14 protein-coding genes are annotated in these 12,755 nt (G+C 36.2%); 13 read left to right on the top strand and 1 reads right to left on the bottom strand.

Annotated features, from left to right (window positions below):
- Nucleotides 1-37 precede the first annotated feature (37 nt).
- The 6 genes from fapR (at nt 38) to rnc (ending at nt 4,542) form a co-directional block, all read left to right on the top strand.
- Nucleotides 38-601, top strand: coding sequence for a transcription factor FapR (fapR, locus tag H7K77_RS09185; RefSeq protein WP_186577506.1), 564 nt, complete (start codon nt 38-40; stop codon nt 599-601).
- Nucleotides 602-614: 13 nt separating this feature from the next.
- Entirely contained in the window at nt 615-1,619 is a 1,005-nt protein-coding gene (gene plsX, locus H7K77_RS09180) for a phosphate acyltransferase PlsX (RefSeq protein WP_186577505.1), read from the top strand.
- Between the two features lies 1 nt (nt 1,620).
- On the top strand, nt 1,621-2,568 hold the full coding sequence (gene fabD / locus H7K77_RS09175; protein WP_186577504.1) for an ACP S-malonyltransferase: 948 nt from the start codon (nt 1,621-1,623) through the stop codon (nt 2,566-2,568).
- Nucleotides 2,568-3,308 (top strand): 3-oxoacyl-[acyl-carrier-protein] reductase, encoded by a 741-nt coding sequence (gene fabG / locus H7K77_RS09170; protein ID WP_186577503.1) that lies wholly within the window; start codon nt 2,568-2,570, stop codon nt 3,306-3,308. The genes fabD and fabG overlap by 1 nt, the downstream gene beginning before the upstream one ends.
- Nucleotides 3,309-3,428: 120 nt before the next feature.
- A complete protein-coding gene (gene acpP / locus H7K77_RS09165) occupies nt 3,429-3,662 on the top strand; it encodes an acyl carrier protein (RefSeq protein WP_186577502.1) in 234 nt (77 codons plus the stop codon).
- Between the two features lie 193 nt (nt 3,663-3,855).
- Complete coding sequence (gene rnc / locus H7K77_RS09160) at nt 3,856-4,542, top strand: ribonuclease III (RefSeq protein ID WP_186577501.1); 687 nt, start codon at nt 3,856-3,858, stop codon at nt 4,540-4,542.
- Between the two features lie 128 nt (nt 4,543-4,670).
- On the opposite strand, the gene H7K77_RS09155 is transcribed toward rnc, so the two are convergent.
- Nucleotides 4,671-4,901, bottom strand: coding sequence for a DUF1128 domain-containing protein (locus H7K77_RS09155; protein WP_186577500.1), 231 nt, complete (start codon nt 4,899-4,901; stop codon nt 4,671-4,673).
- Nucleotides 4,902-5,112: 211 nt separating this feature from the next.
- Here H7K77_RS09155 and smc point away from each other — a divergent pair, with 211 nt between their 5' ends.
- The 7 genes from smc (at nt 5,113) to H7K77_RS09120 (ending at nt 12,755) form a co-directional block, all read left to right on the top strand.
- On the top strand, nt 5,113-8,679 hold the full coding sequence (gene smc / locus H7K77_RS09150) for a chromosome segregation protein SMC (protein WP_186577499.1): 3,567 nt from the start codon (nt 5,113-5,115) through the stop codon (nt 8,677-8,679).
- Nucleotides 8,680-8,696: 17 nt separating this feature from the next.
- Complete coding sequence (gene ftsY / locus H7K77_RS09145; protein ID WP_186577498.1) at nt 8,697-9,695, top strand: signal recognition particle-docking protein FtsY; 999 nt, start codon at nt 8,697-8,699, stop codon at nt 9,693-9,695.
- 75 nt (nt 9,696-9,770) lie between these two features.
- Nucleotides 9,771-10,097: a putative DNA-binding protein gene (locus H7K77_RS09140; RefSeq protein WP_186577497.1), complete on the top strand. Its 327-nt coding sequence runs from the start codon at nt 9,771-9,773 to the stop codon at nt 10,095-10,097.
- A 12-nt stretch (nt 10,098-10,109) separates the two neighbouring features.
- Nucleotides 10,110-11,462 (top strand): signal recognition particle protein, encoded by a 1,353-nt coding sequence (gene ffh / locus H7K77_RS09135; protein WP_186577496.1) that lies wholly within the window; start codon nt 10,110-10,112, stop codon nt 11,460-11,462.
- Between the two features lie 78 nt (nt 11,463-11,540).
- Nucleotides 11,541-11,813, top strand: coding sequence for a 30S ribosomal protein S16 (gene rpsP, locus H7K77_RS09130; protein WP_186577495.1), 273 nt, complete (start codon nt 11,541-11,543; stop codon nt 11,811-11,813).
- 14 nt (nt 11,814-11,827) lie between these two features.
- Nucleotides 11,828-12,055 carry a KH domain-containing protein gene (locus tag H7K77_RS09125; RefSeq protein ID WP_186577494.1) on the top strand — a complete coding sequence of 76 codons (228 nt, stop codon included), beginning with the start codon at nt 11,828-11,830 and terminating at the stop codon, nt 12,053-12,055.
- A 313-nt stretch (nt 12,056-12,368) separates the two neighbouring features.
- Nucleotides 12,369-12,755 carry a YlqD family protein gene (locus tag H7K77_RS09120; protein WP_186577493.1) on the top strand — a complete coding sequence of 129 codons (387 nt, stop codon included), beginning with the start codon at nt 12,369-12,371 and terminating at the stop codon, nt 12,753-12,755.

Here is a 12,755-nt window from a genome sequence, read left to right as displayed (position 1 = left end):
TAATGAATGTGATAGTTCTTAGTAGAAGGTGTAAAAAATGAGAAGAAATAAAAAGGATAGGCAACAACTTTTAAAAGAAACAATTGAAAAAATGCCTTTTATAACGGATGAAGAGCTTGCTAAAAGGTTTGAAGTAAGTATTCAAACCATTCGTTTAGATCGTATGGAAATGTCTATTCCCGAATTGAGGGAAAGAATAAAGTACGTTGCAACTTCACAATGGAATGAGACTGTAAAAGCATTGCCAATTGATGAGGTAATAGGGGAAATAATTGATTTAGAATTAGATAATCGTGCTATTTCGATATTGGACATTAAAAGAGAACATGTTTTTTCTAGAAATAATATTGCGCGAGGACACCATTTATTTGCGCAGGCTAACTCATTGGCTGTCGCAGTAATTGATGAAGAGCTTGCTTTAACTAAAAGAGCAGAAATTAAATTTACTAGACAGGTCAATCAAGGTGAGCGAGTAATTGCCAAGGCAAAGGTAGATAATGCTGAAATAAAGGGTACAACAACTGTCCACGTTGATAGTTTTGTTGAAAATGAAATGGTTTTTTCTGGTACATTTACAATGTATCGTTCAAATGATAAATAAAGGAGATTTTCTGATGAGAATAGCTATTGATGCTATGGGTGGGGATCATGCTCCGAAAGAAATAGTGCTTGGTGCAGTGGAAGCAGCGAAAAATATACCTAATATAGAAATTACCTTAATTGGAGATAAAGATAAAATAGTGCCATACTTATCTGATCAAAGTAATATTAAGGTTTTACATACTACAGAAGTTATTACAGGAAATGATGAGCCAGTAAAAGCGGTTAGAAGAAAAAAAGATGCATCCCTTGTACTAATGGCAAACGAAGTAAAAGAACAGCGAGCAGACGCCTGTATTTCAGCTGGAAACACAGGTGCCTTGATGAGTGCTGGTCTCTTTATTATAGGGAGAATTAAAGGGATAGACCGTCCCGCATTAAGTCCCACGCTACCAACACAGGACGGAAAAGGTTTCTTACTATTAGATGTAGGAGCAAATGTGGATGCAAAACCACAACACTTATTACAATACGGAATTATGGGATCAATTTATACCGAAAAAGTACGTGGTGTTGCGTCTCCAAAAGTAGGATTATTGAACGTTGGAACAGAGGACGGAAAAGGTAATGATTTAACGAAAAAAGCCTTTAACCTGTTACAACAGGCACCTATCAACTTTATAGGCAACGTAGAAGCACGAGATTTATTGGATGGAGTCGCGGATGTTGTTGTCACTGATGGTTTTAGTGGGAATATTGCGTTAAAAACAATTGAGGGCACTGCTCTAACGATGTTTTCTATGATGAAAGACGCTTTTATGTCCAATCTTAAAACAAAGCTTGCTGCAAGCCTTGTGAAAACGGAGCTTAGAGGGTTGAAAAATCAACTAGACTATTCTGAATATGGTGGTGCAGGTTTATTTGGATTGGCTGCACCAGTTATAAAAGCACACGGATCATCTAATTCACGTGCAATATACAGTGCGATAAAACAAGCATGTCATATGGTTGAAAACCAAGTGACTAGTACGATCCAAGAAACAATGACAGCAATTGAGTTAGAGACAGAGGAGGAATAAAATGAAGAGAGTTGCTTTTGTCTTCCCTGGACAAGGTTCTCAGTCAGTGGGAATGGGGAAAGAACTATATGATCAATTTCCAGAAGTCCAAAAAATGTATGATGATGCTGACCAACAACTAGGTTATTCTTTGTCAACGTTAATGTTTGAAGGGCCAGAAGAAGAACTGACCAATACCGAAAATGCCCAACCAGCATTGCTACTTTCTAGTTCTGCGCTTTCTAAGCTGTTAAAAGACAATGGAATTAATCCTGTTATGACAGCTGGCCATAGTTTAGGAGAGTATAGTGCATTGGTAGCAGCGGGAGCCTTGACAATTGATCAAGCTTTACCACTTGTTCGAACAAGAGGACAATTAATGGAACAAGCATACCCGAAAGGGCAAGGGGCAATGGCTGCTGTTTTGGGGCTAGCAAGTGATACAATTTCTGAAGTACTAACTAAAATTGAAGAGAGCGCTGAGCAAGTTGTTGATGTGGCAAATTTGAATTGTCCTGGACAAGTAGTTATTTCTGGAACAAAAAGTGGGATTGAACAATCTGTTGAACAATTAAAAGAGGCTGGTGCAAAGCGTGTTATTCCATTGAACGTCAGTGGGCCCTTTCATTCTAGACTGATGAAGCCAGCTGCTGATAATTTTGCACAAGCGTTACAAGAAATATCTATTGACGATGCTACAATACCTGTATATGCAAACGTAACAGCAGAACAGGCGATTGCCAAAGAAGAGATTAGAGATTTATTAGTTAAACAGTTATATTCTCCGGTTCGATTCGAGGAAACAATTAATCAACTACTAGAGCATGAATTAGATGCGATTGTGGAAGTTGGAAATGGGAAAGTATTAGCTGGTCTGATAAAGAAAGTAAATCGTAGAATGAAAACTTTTAATATCCAGGACCCAGAGTCATTACAAACGTTTTTAGAGTGGTATAAGGAGGAATCCTAATGTTGGCAGGAAAAGTGGCGCTTGTTACAGGTGCTTCACGAGGAATAGGGAAGGCTATTGCGCTAGAGTTAGCTAAACAAGGAGCTAAAGTTGCTGTTAACTATTCAGGAAGTGAAGCTAAAGCGCAAGAGGTAGTAGAAGAAATTAAAGGACTTGGAGCAGAGGCTATTAAAATAAAAGCCAATGTCTCACAGGAGTCAGAAGTAAAAGAAATGACGAAATCTGTTATCGAAGAGTTTGGAAGTCTTGATATTTTAGTAAATAATGCTGGAATTACGAGAGATAACTTATTGATGAGGATGAAAGTGGAAGAGTTTGATGAAGTAATTCAAACGAATTTAAAAGGTGTCTTTTTATGTACGAAAGCTGTTACTAGACAAATGATGAAACAAAAAAATGGTCGAATCATTAATATTGCTTCTGTTGTGGGTGTTAGTGGTAATCCTGGTCAAGCTAACTATGTGGCTGCAAAAGCAGGTGTGATTGGATTAACCAAAACGACAGCAAAGGAACTTGCGACTAGAAATATATTAGTAAATGCTATTGCTCCTGGGTTTATTGAGACAGATATGACGGATGAGTTAACAGATGAACAGAAAGCAGGTATGCTAAACCTGATTCCACTCGCTAAACTAGGAAAAGCTGAGGATGTAGCTAAAGTAGTAAGATTCCTTGCTTCTGAAGATGCTAATTATGTTACCGGACAGACCATTCATGTCGATGGTGGAATGGTAATGTAACTTATAGCTATTCGTAAGTTAGTATATTTGACAGGCATAATGTCTGGATAATTGCTTAAGTTAATTAAGGTAAGATAGTAGAGTGGTGTATTACTCAAACTTTGAAAGGGGGTGAATTGCATGGCTGAAACTTTTGATCGCGTAAAGAAGATTGTTGTTGATCGTCTTGATGTAGAAGAATCTAAAGTAACGATGGAAGCTTCTTTTAAAGATGATTTAGAAGCAGACTCACTAGATGTAGTAGAGCTTGTTATGGAGCTTGAGGATGAGTTTGATATGGAAATTGCTGACGAAGATGCTGAAAAAATTGCAACTGTTGGTGATGCGGTAAATTACATAGAAGGTAGTAAATAATTTTTTAATTATAGATTATTCATAAACATGTAATTTACTTGATAACTAGGGTTTTTAGATGTTTGCTTATAAATCCTAGTTGACTTATACTATGAACCAAGCAAAATGAATAGTATAATTAGAGGAAAGTCTCGCTTAGCTGCGAGACTTTCTCCATATATTAGAGTTTGTATATTAAGTAGGTGGAAAAACAATGAATTTTCAATTGTTACAAGAAAAATTAAATATCCATTTCAATGATCAGCAGTTATTAATGCAAGCATTCACCCATTCATCTTATGTGAATGAGCATCGAAAAAAAGAATTTGAGGACAACGAACGGCTAGAATTTTTAGGGGATGCAGTTTTGGAATTAGGCATTTCTCAGTACTTGTATCGTGAATATCCTAAAATGGCAGAAGGAGAGTTAACGAAGCTTCGAGCAGCAATCGTATGTGAACCTTCCTTAGTAAACTTTGCTAACGATTTAAAATTTAGCGAATATATCCTTTTGGGCAAAGGTGAGGAGATGACTGGTGGAAGAAATAGACCTGCTCTTTTAGCAGATGTATTCGAATCCTTTATTGGTGCTCTGTATTTAGACAGAGGGTATAAAGAGGTTATTACTTTTCTAGAACAGCATGTTTATCCAAAAATTAATGTAGGTGCTTTTTCCCATGCGATGGATTATAAGAGTCAATTGCAAGAAGTAGTGCAACGCGACAAAAATAATATGGTGGATTACCATATTGCAGAAGAAAAAGGGCCGGCGCATAACCGTGAATTTGTTGCACATGTATTGATCAATGGAACAATTGTTGGGATTGGCAGCGGACGAACTAAAAAGGAAGCTGAGCAACGTGCTGCGAAGAAAGCCTTAGATGATATTGAGAAGAAATAATGGATTGATCGAAAAAAACACCACATCTATGGTGTTTTTTTGTCTTCCATGCGTTAACAACTAATCTAATCAGCCCGGTTCCTTTATCCTATCCCTTAACTGGAATTTCACTGAAATAGTACTTCCAGTTAATTCTTTTTAATTCGATAGGCAGCTAGTTCTTGTACAAATGCTTGAATTTCAGCGACACTCAATTGTCCTTTTTGTTTTAACAAATCATATAAGGACTTTAGTTCTTCATATTTTTCTATATTATAATCTTCTGGATCTAAAATAGATCTGTTAACTACTTGAAGCAAGCTTGCCATTTCGTTAATTATAAAAGCAAGATTTTCTTTAGAGGGTTCGTTTAAATTCATATGTATTAACACTCCCAGTAATTTATAGTAAAGGAAACCTTCTATGTCCCTTTCCTTTATGATAAAATAAATAAGTTGAAAAGCAAAATTATATTGTTGAAATTATTAATGAATTAATTTAATTATAGCGTACATAAGCCAGTTAGTAAGTAATTAATGGACAAGAAACTAAGGGTTTTTGTATTTTACTATATATATAGGAGAAATGAGTATGTTCCTAAAGAGGATAGATACAGTTGGTTTTAAGTCGTTTGCGGAACGGATTTCAGTGGAGTTCGTACCCGGTGTGACTGCAGTTGTTGGACCAAATGGTAGTGGGAAGAGTAACATTACAGATGCGATTCGTTGGGTGTTGGGTGAACAATCAGCTAAATCCTTAAGAGGATCCAAAATGGAGGATATTATCTTTCAAGGAAGTGACTCAAGGAAGGCTTTGAATGTCGCAGAAGTAACTTTAACACTTGACAATGCCGACCATAGATTACCAATCGATTACGATGAAGTAAGTGTCACTAGACGTGTATATAGATCAGGTGAAAGTGAGTTCTTAATCAATAAACAGACATGCAGACTAAAAGATATTATAGAATTATTTATGGATTCAGGCTTAGGAAGAGAGGCCTTCTCCATTATTAGTCAAGGTAAAGTTGAAGAAATACTTAGCTCAAAATCCGAAGAACGAAGGACGATTTTTGAGGAAGCTGCAGGTGTATTGAAATATAAAAACCGTAAGAAAAAAGCTGAATATAAATTGGCCGAAACACAAGAAAACTTGAACCGTGTAGAGGATATTATCTACGAGATTGAGAATCAATTAGAGCCTCTAAAAGAACAAGCAACCGTTGCTAAAGAATTTTTGGTGAAAAAGGATCAATTAAAAGAAAAAGAAATCTCTTTATTAATTGCTGAAATTGAGCAATTACATGGACAATGGAATAATCTATTACAAGAAATAGATGTTGAAAAACAGCAAGAGATGCAGCTAAAAACAAAAATGCAACAAAAGGAAGCAAGTTTGGAAAACGAACGTTCCGAGATTCAGGCAATAGACGAGTCAATTGAGGATCTACAAGAAACTTTACTTGTTTTAACAAAAGAACTAGAAAATCTAGAAGGTAATAAAAAACTTATTAACGAGCGATTTTCACACTTTGAGTCCAATAAAGAGAAGCTAGAAATGGAAAGTAATACATTAGACGCAAAGGTTAATAAGTTTGATAATGAATATCAGGTTGAAATCGAAAATTTGACGAAGTACGTTGATCTTAGAAATTCCACAAAAAAGCGAGTTCAGCAACTATCTGATCAGCTGAGCACTAGCAAGGAAAATATTGAAGAACAAATTGAGGAAATGAAAAGTGAGTACATCGAACTGCTTAATGAACAAGCAGCAAAGCGTAATGAAAGACAATCAATAGAAAAGCAAGTAAACCAAATAGGAACCAAAAAGAGCTCTCAAGATGGTAAATTTCAAGGTTTAATTGACGAGAGAAATACAATTGAACAAGAAATATCAGAATTAAAAGTTGGACTTAATGAGCGTCAAGGGGAAACTAGGAAGTCAGAGACTGAATTAATGGATCTTAAGAAGTCAATAGATCAAAATAAACATAAATATCAGGAACTTCAAACAAAGTTATATCAGGGTTATCAATATATCGAAAAGCTAAAGTCTAAAAAAGAAATGTTAGAAGAAATGAAAGAGGACTTTCAAGGCTTTTTCCAAGGGGTTAAGGAAATACTTAAAGCCCGAGAAGAAAACCAAATTAAAGATATTCATGGTGCAGTAATTGAACTTGTAAATGTTCCAACTGACTATATCACAGCAGTCGAAACGGCTCTAGGTGGCCAAGCACAGCATATTGTAGTCAAAGATGAACCTGCTGCAAGACATGCTATTAATTGGTTGAAACAAATGAAAAAGGGAAGAGCTACATTTTTACCTATGACTGCAATTAAAGCGAAGTTTATCCCTAATGATTTACTGTCATCTGTTGCCAATCATCCTGGATTTGTTGGAGTTGGAGCAGATTTAGTAACCTATAACAATGCCTACGAAAATATAATTAAGTCTTTGTTGGGTAATGTTGTTTTTGCAAAAACACTAAAAGATGCAAACGAAATTGCTAATCGCCTCGCGCGGCGTTTTCGAATAGTAACACTAGATGGTGATGTAGTTAATCCTGGTGGTTCTATGACTGGTGGAGCTCAAAAGAAAACAAACCAATCTTTATTTACACGGGATAAAGATTTACAGGAAATCACAGAGAAGCTTGCTCAATATGAGGAACGAGCACTTGAATTCGAAAAAACGGTTAAACAGCATAAACAATTAATTGATCAACAGGAAACAAACATAGAGAGTTTACGAGTTACGATAAGTACGCAACAACAAAAAACACAACAACTTCAATCTAAGTTATCTGAGAAAGAAATTCGTATTAATCATTTGAATGATAATTTAAAGCTATATGATCAAGATAAATCACAATATGAAGCGGATGTTGCAAGTTTACAGGATCGTGACAAGGAACTCAGTGTCGAACTTAGTCAATTAACAACAAGATTGTCTGAAATACAGTCCACAATAGACAATTTGAGTTTGCAACAGTCAGAATGGAAACAGAATCAAGAGGAACTTCAAGATGACTATCATCGTTTACAAGTAACATTAGCTGAGCAAGAAGCTCAAGTTCGGAATCAAAAGGAAAAAACACAACAAATTAACATGCAGTTAGTAGAGGCAAGACAAGCTTCAGAAGAGAACGCACAGCAATTAAAGCAGCTTTTAGACTTCCATAAAAGTGGAGAGACTGAAGAAGAGATTGAGGAGAAACTAAAAGAAAAAGAAGTACAAAAGAACAAAACAACAACCCTTATTCAATCAAGAAGACAAGATAGAGCTAATCGTACCCAGTTAATTAATGATGCGGAAAGGGAGCTTAAAGAGAGAAATCGTCAATATCAGTCATTAATTCAAGCCCTCCAAGATAAAGAAGTAAAAGCCAATCGATTAGATGTTGATTTAGAGAATCGGTTGAATCATTTGCAAATGGAGTATTTGATCACGTTCGAGAAAGCGCAGCAGGATTACGAAAAAGCTTCAAATATCGAAGAGGCTAAGCGTGATGTGAAGTTAATTAAACGGTCGATCGATGAACTCGGTACAGTAAATATTGGGGCAATTGATGAATATGATCGAATAGAAGAGAGATATCAATTCTTAACAGAACAACAAACAGATTTAGTACAGGCAAAAGATACCCTCTATGGTGTTATATCTGAAATGGATGAAGAAATGAAAAGAAGATTCGAATCAACTTTTCATCAAATCAAAGAAGAGTTTACCATTGTATTCCAACAATTATTTGGGGGAGGCCGTGCAGAACTAAAACTTACTGACCCAACTAATATTTTGGAAACAGGTGTAGATATTATTGCCCAGCCTCCAGGAAAGAAACTGCAACATTTAGGCTTACTGTCAGGTGGAGAGAGGGCATTAACAGCCATCGCTTTGTTATTCGCTATTTTACGGATAAGACCTGTACCTTTCTGTATTTTGGATGAAGTAGAGGCTGCTTTAGATGAGGCCAACGTTAGTCGCTTTGCTAAGTATTTGAAAGAATACAGTGAAAATACCCAATTTATAGTTATTACACACAGAAAAGGAACGATGGAAGAGGCTGATGTTCTGTATGGTGTCACCATGCAAGAATCTGGGGTATCACGTCTGGTATCAGTTAAGCTAGAAGATACACCTGAATTAGTTAAGTCATAGACAGAGAGGAAGATTAGATGAGCTTTTTTAAAAAGTTGAAGGAAAAATTTACCGGTAATACTGAAACAGAAGAAGTTTCTGATAAGTATAAAGAAGGACTCTCGAAAACAAGAGGCTCCTTCTCAAGTAAAATTAACGACCTTGTAGCAAAATACCGTAAAGTAGATGAAGATTTTTTTGAAGATTTGGAGGAAATCCTAATCTCAGCCGATGTTGGTGTCTCAACAGTTATGGACCTTATCGATGAATTAAAAATGGAAGTTAAGCGACAAAACATTAAAGATTCAGCGAAGGTTAAAGAAGTAATCTCAGAAAAATTAGTGGATATCTATTATGGTGATGAAGACAGTTCTGTTGAGGAACTACAATTAAACGATGGAGAGTTATCAATTGTATTATTTGTTGGTGTTAATGGCGTTGGTAAAACAACAACGATTGGGAAATTGGCTCATAAGCTAAAATCTGAAGGCAAAAATGTAGTACTTGCTGCAGGTGATACTTTCCGTGCTGGTGCTATTGAGCAATTAGAGGTATGGGGAGAAAGGGTTGGTGTTGAGGTAGTAAAGCATAGTGCGGGAAGTGATCCGGCTGCTGTTATCTATGATGGTGTACAAGCTGCAAAGTCACGAAATGCAGATGTTTTACTTTGTGATACAGCTGGACGTCTTCAAAATAAAGTCAACCTGATGAACGAATTATCAAAAGTAAAACGGGTTATTGAGCGAGAAGTCCCTGGAGCACCTCATGAAGTATTACTTGTCTTAGATGCAACTACAGGTCAAAATGCAATGAGTCAAGCTAAAACATTCTCCGAGTCTACAGATGTATCTGGAATTGTATTAACCAAACTGGATGGTACCGCTAAAGGTGGTATTGTACTTGCAATAAGAAATGAATTACAAATACCAGTTAAGTTTGTTGGTCTTGGCGAGAAGGTTACAGACTTACAAGCCTTTGACGCTAGTGCGTTTGTTTATGGCCTGTTTGCTGACTTGATAGAAGAAAATAAAGAGTAAATCCTTGACATATAGCTTTGAGTTCGTTAATATTTTTTGGTGTAAAGGTATTTTACTTAACGAGGGGTGCTTGCGTTGTTAGAAAAAACAACTCGAATTAATTTTCTGTTCGATTTTTACCAGGAACTATTAACCCCTAAACAGCAAAATTATATGGAAATGTATTATCTAGAGGACTTATCTTTAGGGGAAATTTCGGAGTCGTTTGAAGTGTCAAGACAAGCGGTCTACGACAATATTAAACGAACGGAAGCTATGTTAGAGGATTATGAATCCAAGCTTAAGCTTTATGAGAAGTTTGAGAAGCGTAAGGAACTATTAGAATTAATAAAAGTACAATTTACTAATCAGAATGATGAAGAATTATTTAAGTTAATTGAATCTCTAAAAGAACTAGATTAGGAGGCGAGTTGTATGGCATTTGAAGGTTTAGCCGACCGCCTACAGAATACAATCCAGAAAATCAAAGGCAAAGGTAAAGTAACCGAACAAGATGTAAAAGAAATGACAAGAGAGGTTCGTCTGGCATTATTAGAAGCAGACGTTAATTTCAAGGTAGTTAAAGATTTTATAAAAAAAGTGAAAGAGCGTGCTGTCGGTCAGGAAGTAATGGAAAGCTTAACACCAGGGCAGCAGGTTATTAAAGTGGTGAAAGAAGAACTGACGGCCCTAATGGGTGGGGAACAAAGTAAGATTGCAGTTGCTGATCGACCGCCAACAGTTATTATGATGGTAGGACTACAAGGTGCTGGTAAAACAACAACGACTGGTAAACTTGCAAATCTTTTGAGGAAAAAATACAACCGTAAACCATTACTAGTAGCAGCCGATGTATACCGGCCTGCGGCTATTAATCAGTTACAAACATTGGGTAAGCAGTTAGATATGCCTGTGTTTTCTTTGGGTACGGAAGCAAATCCGGTCGATATTGCCAATCAGGCTATTGAGAAAGCAAAAGAAGAGCATTTAGATTACGTTATTATTGATACAGCTGGTCGACTTCATGTTGATACGGATCTTATGGATGAATTAAAGCAAATTAGGTCTGATGTTAATCCTAATGAAATTTTCCTTGTCGTTGATGCGATGACGGGTCAAGATGCAGTAAATGTTGCTGAAAGTTTTAATGAGCAATTAGATATAAGTGGTGTTGTCCTTACTAAACTTGATGGTGATACGCGTGGTGGTGCTGCACTGTCTATTAAAGCGGTCACGCAAAAGCCTATTAAGTTTGCAGGTATGGGTGAAAAGCTGGATGAAATAGAAGCGTTTCACCCTGAACGAATGGCTTCGAGAATCCTAGGTATGGGTGATGTGTTATCACTTATTGAAAAGGCACAGGAAAATGTGGATGAAAAGAAAGCGAAAGAGCTAGAAGAAAAAATGCGCTCCGCTTCTTTTACATTTGATGATTTCCTTGAACAAATGTCTCAGGTTCGTAATATGGGGCCGCTAGAAGACCTTATTGGGATGCTTCCAGGCGCAAATAAGATGAAGGGCTTAAAGAACGTCCAATTTGACGAGAAGCAGATATCCCACGTAGAGGCAATCATTCAATCGATGACGAAACATGAAAGACAGGATCCTAGTGTAATGAATGCTGGTCGCAAAAAAAGAATTGCTAAAGGATCTGGAAGAACTGTTTCTGAGGTTAATCGTCTGTTAAAGCAGTTTGAAGAGATGAAAAAAATGATGAAACAGATGACGAATATGCAGAAGGGTAAAAAAGGGAAAAAGGGTAAAGGATTTAATTTTCCATTCATGTAATGGAAAAACACTTTACAGACAAAAAAACTTCTGATACAATCTAAACTTGTGTAAAACATTTATATGGAGGTGCGAAACATGGCAGTAAAAATTCGCCTAAAAAGAATGGGATCAAAAAGAAATCCTTTTTATCGTGTAGTAGTTGCAGATTCACGTTCTCCGCGTGATGGACGTTTAATCGAGCAAATTGGCACATACAATCCGGTTGCTAACCCGGTTGAAGTGAAATTAGATGAAGAAAAGGCACTTGACTGGATGGCTAAAGGAGCAAAACCAAGCGATACTGTACGTAACTTATTTTCAAATGAAGGCATCATGAAGAAATTCCACGAACTTAAAAACCAAAAGTAAAGTAGTGTGATGTCATGAAAGCCTTAATCGAAACAATAGTAACGCCTTTAGTCGATTACCCTGATGACATAGAGATAACGGTAAATGAAGAGGAACATAAAATCGTCTATCATTTGACGGTAAACCCTAACGATGTTGGGAAAGTAATTGGCAAGAATGGTAGAATTGCTAAAGCGATTCGAACTGTTGTTTATGCAGCGGGTACGGATTCTAAGAAACGTATTTTTCTTGATATTATGTGATGTTGTAAAGGGGAGGGGAAACCTTCCCTTTTCTCATACATACAAGTCTTTAAGAACAATGGATTATTCTAACTATGGGGTACTTTTCACTACTTATAATATTTTTCTAGATAGTGGTAGTACATGGTATAATTTTAGTAATAGTCTATATGTTCGTTAAATCTTGATAGTTTAAAAATAAGACTTGATTATTTTATAAATAAATAAAAGACTACTCGGACAATTCATGAAAGAATCTGGTTGACTGGCTCACTCCCTATGAAGTATGTGCGGGTAGTGTCACCAAATCCTTCAACAGAAAGGCTGAGAGTTAGTGGAAATTATTCAAAAAATACCTGTTAAGCAAATACTAACAGAGAATAGTAAAAAGCAACTAAGAGATAATTTTTACAAACATAAACAGCAACTTGAACAAGAGTGTCAACAACTTATATTTGAACAAAAAAAACTTCAAAATAAAAAAGGAGTCTCCAAGCAAGATATTATGAAACGATTCCAACCAGAGATTACCAAACGAACAGACAAAATGAAGTGGATAGAATTTCAAATAGAACAACTTGAAATTTTACCGATTGGTAGTGAAATAGTGGAAGGCGAAGTTGAAACTCTTGTTGAGGTAAAAGAAGGATCTAATTGGAATGAATTATTTAATGAAAAAGCGATTATTATAAGAGATGGTATTGTTATTCAAATAAAATAG

Source organism: Aquibacillus kalidii (genome assembly GCF_014280935.1).
GTDB lineage: Bacteria > Bacillota > Bacilli > Bacillales > Amphibacillaceae > Aquibacillus_D > Aquibacillus_D kalidii.
This window is presented reverse-complemented; position numbering and strand designations above follow the sequence as displayed.

Coding starts and splice junctions, on each gene's coding strand:
- fapR (WP_186577506.1), top strand. CDS start 38: ATGAGAAGAAATAAAAAGGATAGGCAACAACTTTTAAAAGAAACAATT.
- plsX (WP_186577505.1), top strand. CDS start 615: ATGAGAATAGCTATTGATGCTATGGGTGGGGATCATGCTCCGAAAGAA.
- fabD (WP_186577504.1), top strand. CDS start 1,621: ATGAAGAGAGTTGCTTTTGTCTTCCCTGGACAAGGTTCTCAGTCAGTG.
- fabG (WP_186577503.1), top strand. CDS start 2,568: ATGTTGGCAGGAAAAGTGGCGCTTGTTACAGGTGCTTCACGAGGAATA.
- acpP (WP_186577502.1), top strand. CDS start 3,429: ATGGCTGAAACTTTTGATCGCGTAAAGAAGATTGTTGTTGATCGTCTT.
- rnc (WP_186577501.1), top strand. CDS start 3,856: ATGAATTTTCAATTGTTACAAGAAAAATTAAATATCCATTTCAATGAT.
- H7K77_RS09155 (WP_186577500.1), bottom strand. CDS start 4,901: ATGAATTTAAACGAACCCTCTAAAGAAAATCTTGCTTTTATAATTAAC.
- smc (WP_186577499.1), top strand. CDS start 5,113: ATGTTCCTAAAGAGGATAGATACAGTTGGTTTTAAGTCGTTTGCGGAA.
- ftsY (WP_186577498.1), top strand. CDS start 8,697: ATGAGCTTTTTTAAAAAGTTGAAGGAAAAATTTACCGGTAATACTGAA.
- ffh (WP_186577496.1), top strand. CDS start 10,110: ATGGCATTTGAAGGTTTAGCCGACCGCCTACAGAATACAATCCAGAAA.
- rpsP (WP_186577495.1), top strand. CDS start 11,541: ATGGCAGTAAAAATTCGCCTAAAAAGAATGGGATCAAAAAGAAATCCT.
- H7K77_RS09125 (WP_186577494.1), top strand. CDS start 11,828: ATGAAAGCCTTAATCGAAACAATAGTAACGCCTTTAGTCGATTACCCT.